This is a genomic window from Arthrobacter sp. Y3221157 (assembly GCF_059089865.1).
On the sequence record NZ_JBNHFD010000116.1, the window covers coordinates 1 to 8,546 of the forward strand.

Annotated in this window: 9 protein-coding genes; 7 read left to right on the forward strand and 2 right to left on the reverse strand. The window is 66.5% G+C overall.

Features of this window, described 5'->3' with window-relative positions:
- Nucleotides 1-132 precede the first annotated feature (132 nt).
- The 4 genes from AC5RTT_RS18770 (at nucleotide 133) to AC5RTT_RS18785 (ending at nucleotide 3,097) form a co-directional block, all read left to right on the forward strand.
- Nucleotides 133-813: a GntR family transcriptional regulator gene (locus AC5RTT_RS18770; protein ID WP_494146458.1), complete on the forward strand. Its 681-nt coding sequence runs from the start codon at nucleotides 133-135 to the stop codon at nucleotides 811-813.
- Between the two features lie 171 nt (nucleotides 814-984).
- Nucleotides 985-1,251 (forward strand): hypothetical protein, encoded by a 267-nt coding sequence (locus AC5RTT_RS18775; protein ID WP_494146459.1) that lies wholly within the window; start codon nucleotides 985-987, stop codon nucleotides 1,249-1,251.
- A 122-nt stretch (nucleotides 1,252-1,373) separates the two neighbouring features.
- Nucleotides 1,374-2,261: a GAF domain-containing protein gene (locus tag AC5RTT_RS18780; protein WP_494146460.1), complete on the forward strand. Its 888-nt coding sequence runs from the start codon at nucleotides 1,374-1,376 to the stop codon at nucleotides 2,259-2,261.
- Nucleotides 2,258-3,097: an SGNH/GDSL hydrolase family protein gene (locus AC5RTT_RS18785; protein ID WP_494146461.1), complete on the forward strand. Its 840-nt coding sequence runs from the start codon at nucleotides 2,258-2,260 to the stop codon at nucleotides 3,095-3,097. Before AC5RTT_RS18780 ends, AC5RTT_RS18785 begins: the two co-directional genes overlap by 4 nt.
- A 3-nt stretch (nucleotides 3,098-3,100) precedes the next feature.
- On the opposite strand, the gene AC5RTT_RS18790 is transcribed toward AC5RTT_RS18785, so the two are convergent.
- Nucleotides 3,101-4,453, reverse strand: a complete 1,353-nt coding sequence (locus AC5RTT_RS18790; protein WP_494146462.1) for a uracil-xanthine permease family protein — start codon at nucleotides 4,451-4,453, stop codon at nucleotides 3,101-3,103.
- A gap of 194 nt (nucleotides 4,454-4,647) precedes the next feature.
- Here AC5RTT_RS18790 and AC5RTT_RS18795 point away from each other — a divergent pair, with 194 nt between their 5' ends.
- Nucleotides 4,648-5,253, forward strand: a complete 606-nt coding sequence (locus AC5RTT_RS18795; RefSeq protein ID WP_494146463.1) for a malonic semialdehyde reductase — start codon at nucleotides 4,648-4,650, stop codon at nucleotides 5,251-5,253.
- A gap of 179 nt (nucleotides 5,254-5,432) precedes the next feature.
- Nucleotides 5,433-5,951 (forward strand): 2'-5' RNA ligase family protein, encoded by a 519-nt coding sequence (locus tag AC5RTT_RS18800; protein ID WP_494146465.1) that lies wholly within the window; start codon nucleotides 5,433-5,435, stop codon nucleotides 5,949-5,951.
- Here the strand turns inward: AC5RTT_RS18800 and pgm are convergent.
- On the reverse strand, nucleotides 5,948-7,600 hold the full coding sequence (pgm, locus tag AC5RTT_RS18805) for a phosphoglucomutase (alpha-D-glucose-1,6-bisphosphate-dependent) (RefSeq protein WP_494052525.1): 1,653 nt from the start codon (nucleotides 7,598-7,600) through the stop codon (nucleotides 5,948-5,950). The two genes, AC5RTT_RS18800 and pgm, sit on opposite strands and share 4 nt — an antisense overlap.
- Before the next feature lie 247 nt (nucleotides 7,601-7,847).
- Between pgm and AC5RTT_RS18810 the strand changes: the two genes are divergently transcribed.
- The coding region (locus tag AC5RTT_RS18810) for a nuclease-related domain-containing protein (RefSeq protein ID WP_494146464.1) at nucleotides 7,848-8,546 on the forward strand (699 nt) is incomplete at its 3' end.

Sequence of the window (8,546 nt, forward strand, 5' to 3'; positions counted from 1 at the left end):
AGGGTCATGTCCCCTCCTCCTTCTAGATATATTCAAAAGTAGCGAACTGATATATTAGATTGGACCCCAGCGTATACTCGACTGTGACGCAGGTCAATAGTTAATTTTCAGCGAGGGGAAAGGGGTCCTGGCATGGCACTGGAAACTTTGGCGGCTGCGGAAGAGGGCAGCAGGAAGTCCCTCGCCGACGTCGCCTATGAGAGCATCCGGGACCGGCTCCTGGTCTTGGATATCAAGCCCGGCGAGCTGTTGAACGACGAGGCGCTGGCTAAGTCACTGGGCGTTGGCCGCACTCCCGTGCGCGAGGCGCTGAAGCGGCTGGAACTGGACCGGCTGGTGATCACGTACCCGCGGCGCGGCACCTTCGCCACCCGGGTGGACGTCACGGACCTGTCCTTCATCTCTGAGATCCGCGCGCAGCTTGAGCCCCTTGCTGCCGCCCGCGCGGCGAGGGTCGCCACTGATGCTGTCAGGCGCCAGCTGCTTGGCATCCTCAAGGATGTCGAGGCGTTCGACGTCGGGGCCGCGTCAGTCACGGAGACGCTCCGCCTCGATGCCCGGGTGCACCAGGGTATCTACGCCGCCGCTGCCAACCCGCACCTTGAGGACATCCTGATCCGGTACGACAACCTCGCCACCCGGATCTGGTGCATGGTCATCGACCGCCTTCCCGATCTGTCCCTGCATGTGCATGAACACGTGAACCTGCTGAATGCCGTCATTGACGGGGACGAAGGTAAGGCCGCCGAACTCGCCAGGGTGCACGTCAGCGGTTTCGAGCGTGCGGTGCGCGAAGCCCTGTTCGCTGCGTAAAGCGGCGTTGGTGGCCGAGGCCATGTTCCCGTAAGGCTCGTTGCCGTTTTGATCCTCCTTTGACAAGGAATGTGACCTGGAACATACTGGGTTTCCCAACCTGATATATCAAAGAAATATCAGTCGAGTCCCTGTGAGGCGGCTCGACCCTTGCCCAGTAATGGAGGAACCGTGAACCTGTGCGTACTGGCCGACCTGCCAGCGGCCGAAAGCAACCCCAAGGAAGAAGAGGCGGCACCTGGCTCAAGCCGCGGACTGCGCAAGGATTGGGCGCGGCTGACTGGCCATACCGTGGAGGTCTGGCTGCGGGATGAGCACGTTGCCAGCGGACTGGTTGAGCAGGCTGCGGAGGACGGTTCAGTCCTGTGGATCGCCGGCGAGGGCATTACAACCCGCAGGCTCTTCGACAAGTCGACCGGATACCAGGTCTGGCTCTGACACCTGGTATTGCTGCGGAAAGCCCCAAAGTTTCCCGGAGTTCCCTGCAAGGTGGCTGCGGGACGTATTCTTAGAACAAGGTTTTGCAGTAGGCCGAGGCGCTTATAAGCAAGGCGTGGAGAATGGCCGCTGAACCCACGGGGCAGGTTGGCTGGGGACCTCTTCCAATGCCGCCAGAGCCTGTTTTCGACAGCAAGGACGTCGAGACATACCTCTGGGAAGTCACCCGCGACTTCATGACAGACATCAAGGGTGAACGCCGCGGTATCGCCTGGGCTGCCACCCTTTTCCGCCTTGGCAAGGCGCACACGCTTGCCGCCAGCACCGAGCAGGCCCGCGAGGCGGACCGGGAGCAGTGCTCCTTTGCGGACGGGCCGGTCATGGAAGCCCTGCGTACCAGTGAGTTCGTCCTGCTGTCCGATCTCAGTCGGGACCGGCGCTGGCCCGGCTATTCGAGCGCGGCCGCCAGCCACGGGGTGCAGTCACTGCTGTCCGCGCCCATCGTGTCCGAGGGCGGCACCAGTGCGGCCATCAACCTTTACGCTTCCGTATCCCACGCCTTCACCAGTGACGACCTGGTCCGGGTCCGGAGCTACGTGCACCAGGTGGCGCGGGCCCTGCGCGTGGTGGTGCGCGTGGCCGAGCGGGCCGAGACCACGGCGGGACTCGCCGTCGTGCAAAGCTCGCTGGTTCTGGTGGACCTGGCGGTGCGCAGCCTCATGAACGAGTACGGCCTTAGCCGCGAGGGGGCCCTGCGGTTCCTGCAGACGCAGGCGCTGCATCACGAGCTGGACCTGCGGGATGCAGCGCTGAATGTCGTGGCGCCCAGTGCCGCGATGGAGCGGCCCGGCCCGGCGGTCTCGGGGATCAGGCAGGAACCGCCCGACGGCGTCGAGGACTTCCGCCTGCTGGCGCCGGCCGATCTGGACCAACAGTCAGAGGTGCCACCGGCGGCGGGCGCCGCAAAGAAGCAGCGCCCGCGTTCATCCGTGCGAAGGAGGACGGCATGACAACGGAAAAGCAGGACCTGCGGGCCGGCACGGAAACCGGAGGCAGCCACCCCTGGCACCGGTTCGTGGCACTGGGCGACTCATACACGGAGGGTGTGGGCGATCCCGAGCCGCGGAGCCTCGGCGGGCTCCGGGGCTGGGCCGACCGTGTGGCGGAGGAACTCAGCGCCGGCCAGCCCGGCTTCGCGTATGCCAACCTCGCGGTCCGGGGAATGCTGCTGCGGCAGATCCTGGACAGGCAACTTGCCCCGGCCCTGGCGCTGAAGCCGGACTTGGTTGCCATGTTCGGCGGCGGAAATGACATCATCTTCCGCCGCGGCGATCCGGACAAGCTCGCCCGGCATATGGACCAGGCAGTGGAAAAGCTGGCCGCCACGGGAGCGACCGTCCTCCTGTACGCAGGGCCGGACTGGGGCGGCACCCCCGTCTTCAGCCAGATCCGCGGGAGGGTGGCCATCTACAACGAGCACTTGCACAAGATAGCCCTCCGCCACCATGCCATCATGGTTGACCTCTGGTGCCTGCCCGAGCTCCAGGACGTCCGGATGTGGGATCCGGACCGGCTGCACCTGTCCCCGCTGGGCCACCATGCCGTTGCGGTGGCCACCCTCGACGCGCTGGCAGTGCCGCACACCCTTGAGCCGCTTGAGCCGCGGCCGGTGCCGTCCCACGGTTGGACGCAGGCGCGGGCCGAAGACCTGGTGTGGGCCCGGCAGTACTTCTTCCCCTGGGTGCTGCACCGCATCCTGCCGCACGGGTCCGACGAATCGCTGGCGGCAAAGCGCCCCAAGCCAGGGCCCGTCTACGGGCTCAACCGTCCGGACGAAGTGGCTTAGCTCCTAGCGCTTCCTGGGAGCCCGCTTCGCGGCAGCATTGGCGGCGGCCTTGGCCGCAGGCGGCAGTCCCGCCTGCTCGGACTCCGGTTCCGCCACCGTTCCACGGGCCTTCGCGATGGCCTTCATGCCGTGGTAGATCACCAGTGCGGCCGCCGAACCAAGCGCGATGCCGGTAAAGGTCAGCTCGCCGACGGTCAGCGTATAGTCGGCGATGCCGATGATCAGCGCCACGGCCGCAGTGGTCAGGTTCACCGGGTTGGAGAAGTTCACCTTGTTCTGCACCCAGATCTTCACGCCAAGGATGCCGATCATGCCGTAAAGCATGGTTGCCGCGCCGCCCAGCACGCCCGGGGGGACGGTGGCGATCAGCTCCCCGAACTTGGGGGAAAAGCTCAGCAGGATGGCGAAAATGCCGGCCACCCAGTAGGCCGCCGTCGAATACACCTTGGTGGCAGCCATGACGCCGATGTTTTCGGCGTAGGTGGTGGTTCCCGAACCCCCGCCGATGCCGGCGAGGACGGTGGCGGCGCCGTCGGCCATCAGCGCGCGCCCGGAGACGCCGTCGAGGTTCTGCCCGGTCATGGCGGCCACGGACTTCACATGGCCGATGTTCTCCGCCACCAGGACCAGGACCACCGGCACGAACAGGCCCAGGACGCCGATGTGGAACTCGGGGGTCTGGAACTGGGGGAGCCCCACCCACGCGGCCGCGTTCATCTTTTCGTAGCTGACTTCGCCGCGGAGCATGGCCACGAGGTAGCCCACCACCACGCCCACCAGGATGCTGAGCCGGCCGAGGATCCCGCGGAACAGGACGCTGACCAGGATGATGGTGCCAAGTGTTACGACGGCGGTGACGGGCGCGGCGGCGAAGTTCTGTTTCGCGGCGGGGGCCAGGTTGAGGCCGATCAGCGCCACGATGGCGCCGGTGACGATGGGCGGCATAAGCCGGTTGATCCACTCTGCGCCGAACTTCTGCACGATGGCACCCACCAGGGCCAGGACCACGCCGGCCAGGACCACGCCGCCCAGTGCGCCGGGCACGCCGAACTGCTGCTGCGATGCCATGATCGGCGCGATGAACGCAAAGCTCGAGCCCAGGTAGCTGGGCACCCTGCCCTTGGTGATCACCAGGAACAGCAGGGTGCCGATGCCGGAGAAGAAGAGCGTGGTTGCCGGCGGCATGCCGGTGATAATGGGCACCAGGAAGGTGGCGCCGAACATGGCCACTACGTGCTGCATGCCCACGCCGATGGTCAGCGGCCAGGCCAGCCGCTCATCGGGGGCCACCACGTGGCCGGGCCTGATGGATTTGCCGGTGCCGTGCAGCTTCCACTTGATTCCGAGCATGCTCATGGGAGGGGCCTTTCAGGGGGTGCCGCCGATGGCGAAGATGAACAGCAACAGAATACCGCCCGGGCCGTTGTTGCTGCCGTTGTGGCTAAGGTCACGTGCTGTTCCGGGAAGACCCAGGCAGAGGTTGAAGTTGCAACTACGGACAGCGAAGAGGCCGACCCGGCAGGCGGGGAGGCGCAGCGAAAGGTATGCCAATGACCATTGCCCATGAAGAAGCGGTTATCGATTCGGCCGCCGTCGACGCCATTTTCGCCGAGGCCCGAACGGCCAACACGTTCACCGGTGAAGTCACCGAGGAACAGGCCCGGGCCATCTACGAGCTCACCAAGTTCGGCCCCACCGCCTTCAACTCCCAGCCGCTGCGCATCACCTACGTCCGTTCGGACGAGGCCCGCGCCAAGCTCGTGGATGCGCTCATGGCCGGCAACCGCGCCAAGACCGCCTCCGCCCCGCTGGTGGCCATCCTCAGCTACGACACCGACTGGGCCGGCGAGTGGGACAACTTCCTCCCCGGCTACAACGCCCCCAAGGCCATGTACGACGCCAACTCCGAACTGGCCGCGGCAACGGGCAACAACAACGCGCACCTGCAGGCCGGCTATTTCATCCTGGCCGTCCGGTCCCTTGGCTTCGCCGCAGGCCCGATGACCGGCGCCGACTTCGGTGCCATCGATGAGGCCTTCTTCCCGGAGGGAGACCAGAAGAGCTTCCTGGTGGTCAACATCGGCCAGCCCGGCGAGGACGCATGGGGCGAAGCCAAGCCCAAGTTCGCCTACCAGGACGTCGTCCGCACCGTCTAACCATCCCGTTGCTCTCTCACTTTCAGCAGCTTTTTGGCAGTCGCTCTCTCACCCGGTGAGAGAGCGACTGCGTTTAAGCCGCCGAAGGTGAGAGAGGGTTGGGGCTATCAGGGCGGGATGTGAGAGAGCGTCTGAGGGGGCGGACCCGGGGAGTGTGGTGGGAGACTGGGGCCATGCCGATGCGCAACCTCATCTTCGTGGCGTTCGTCGAACCCGTGGCAGAAGGCGCCGTTTTCCTGCGCACTGACTGGCCGCTGCATATCACTCTGGTGAGGTTCGACGTCGGAGGTCCGGGCAGTGCCGGCGCGGCGGAACGCATCGCCGCCCTCGCCGATGCTCCGGCGCGGGCCGCGCTTGGCGCCAGCATGGCCGTAGGGGAGGAAGCGGCCTTTGGCCGTAACGGATCCGTAGCCGTCAGCCTGGTGGAGCAACACCCGGCGCTCCAGGCCCTGCATGAGGCCCTGGTCCAGGCTGTGGCCGCCGTGGACGGCAGGATACTCACACCGCGCCACACACTCTCCGGCTACCGGCCGCACGTCTCGCACCACGGCTCAGGCCCTGACAAGAAACGGCTGAACCCGGGGGACGCAGTGGTGCTGGACCGGATCGCCCTGGTGGACATGGCGCCGGATGGTGACCACACCATCCGGCGCGTCCTCCGCCTGTGGAGCCTGGACCCAGGGAAGGGAACCGCCTAGGCGATGACGCCGTCCACCAGCGCCTTGGCCTCGGCCTGCACCTGCTTGAGGTGCTCCTCGCCCTTGAACGACTCGGCGTAGATCTTGTACACGTCCTCGGTGCCGGACGGGCGCGCAGCAAACCAGGCGTTCTCCGTGACCACCTTGAGACCGCCGATGGATGCACCGTTGCCCGGCGCCTCGGTGAGCTTCGCAGTGATCTCCTCGCCGGCCAGGGACGTCGCGGTGACATCCGCCGCGGAGAGCTTGCCCAGCTTCGCCTTCTGCTCGCGCGAGGCGGCGGCGTCGATCCGGGCATAAACCGGCGAACCGAACTGGTCCGTCAGGCCCTTGTACAGCTGGGACGGAGAGTTGCCCGTGACGGCGGTGATCTCGGACGCGAGCAGGGCCAGCAGGATGCCGTCCTTGTCCGTGGTCCAGACGCTGCCGTCCTTCTTATTGAAAGAGGCGCCGGCCGATTCCTCGCCGCCGAATGCGCCCTCGCCGGACAGCAGGCCGGGCACGAACCACTTGAAGCCCACCGGCACCTCGACCAGCTTCCGGCCCAGGCTTTGTGCCACCCGGTCGATGATGGAGGAAGACACCAGGGTCTTGCCCACCACGGAGGCAGGGTTCCAGCCGCTGCGGTTCCGGTAGAGGTAATCGATGGCGACGGCGAGGTAGTGGTTGGGGTTCATCAGACCGCCGTCGGGGGTGACGATGCCGTGCCGGTCGGCGTCAGCGTCGTTGCCTGTGGCCACGTCGAAGGCCGAGCCGCCGTCGGACATCCGTTGGATCAGGGAGGCCATGGCCGACGGCGACGAGCAGTCCATCCGGATCTTTTCGTCCCAGTCCAGCGTCATGAACGCCCACTGCGGGTCCACGGTGGGGTTGACGACGGTCAGGTTCAGCTGGTGGCGCTCGCCGATCTCACCCCAGTAGTCCACGGACGCCCCGCCCATGGGGTCGGCGCCGATCCTGACGCCGGCCTCGCGGATGGCGTCAAGGTTGAGCACGGAGGGCAGGTCGTCAACATAGCTGCTGAGGAAGTCGAACTTGCCGGTGGTGTCAGCAGCCAGGGCATCGGCCACCGGGATCCGCTTCACCCCGCGCAGGTCGTTCTCGAGTAGTTCGTTGGCGCGGTTGGCAATCCATCCGGTGGCGTCCGAATCGGCGGGGCCCCCGTGCGGAGGGTTGTACTTGAAGCCGCCGTCCGCGGGCGGGTTGTGGCTGGGGGTCACCACGATGCCGTCAGCCTGCGGTGCGCCGGGCCCGGCATTCCGGTTGTAGGTGAGGATCGCATGGCTCAGGGCCGGGGTGGGGGTGTAACCGTGCCGGGCATCGATGAGGACCTGCACGCCATTGGCGGCGAGCACCTCCAGGGCGCTGTTCTGCGCCGGTTCGCTCAGCGCATGCGTGTCCTTGGCCAGGAACAGGGGGCCGGTGACGCCCTGCGCTGCCCGGTACTCTACGATGGCCTGCGTGATGGCCACGATGTGCTTCTCGTTGAACGACGCCTTGAGGCTGGACCCCCGGTGCCCCGACGTGCCGAACACAACGCGCTGGCCCGGATCAGCGAGGTCTGGCGTGATGTCGTAGTACGCGTCGAGGAGCGCAGTGATGTCAACAAGGTCCTGGGGTTGGGCAAGTGTGCCCGCGCGGCTAGCCATGGCACCAGCATGCCAGAAGCTCGCGACAGTCAAAATGAACCGCCCATATTCGGGTCCCTGTGACGAAGCCGTGTCATCAACTAAGGGCCTGCAAACCAAGTAACCAACCTGAGTACTCCCGCGAAAAGTACTTATATACCGGCGTCCTGCCGCCCTGTTACTTTCGAAAAACCGGAAGAACAACCGCAGGCAAGGACGACGGCGGCCAGCCGCCCCCGTTGCGACGGCAGGGAAGCAGGGACCAACCATGGGGGCAGGAGACGGAGCGGCCGAGCAGTCCCGGCTGGCCGCTGAGAGGGTTGCCAGGCTCAAGCGCCAGCTCGACGCGGCCGAGCATGCCACAAAGGCGTGGGACGCTGGGGCCGCGGGCGAACGGGTGGTGGCGGACAAGCTGAGCGAGTTGGTGCCACGCGGCTGGTATGTCATGCACGACGTGCACTGGCCGGGGCGCCCGAAAGCCCACCTGGACCACGTGCTGGTTGGCCCCGGCGGGGTTGTGGTGGTGGACGCCAAGAACTGGACCGGCGAAGTGCGGGTGGCATCCGGGGTCCTCTGGCAGGGCCGCTACGCGCGGACCCAGGCGGTGGAGGGCGCGCTGGCCCGATGCGCCGCCGTCACGTCGGTCCTTGCACCGCCGCACCGCAGGTTTGTCCGCCCGCTCATCTGTATGGCCGCCCAGCCGGATCTGTTCGGCGTCACCAACTCCGATGTAGCCGTCGCCGGGGCACAGCGCCTGGTTGGGGCCATCGAATCATTGCCTGCTGTGCTGGACCACCAGGCGGTGGTGGGGCTGTACGAGCACCTCGGCCAGCAGCTCACGCATGAACAGGAGCCCGGCATCACGGCCTTCCGGAGTGTGCGGCCCGGAACCGTGGTCCGCCCTGCCGGCGGGCTGCCGCCCGGAGGCCCGCGCAAGGAGGGCCCGCCCACGGAAGGCCCGCGCACG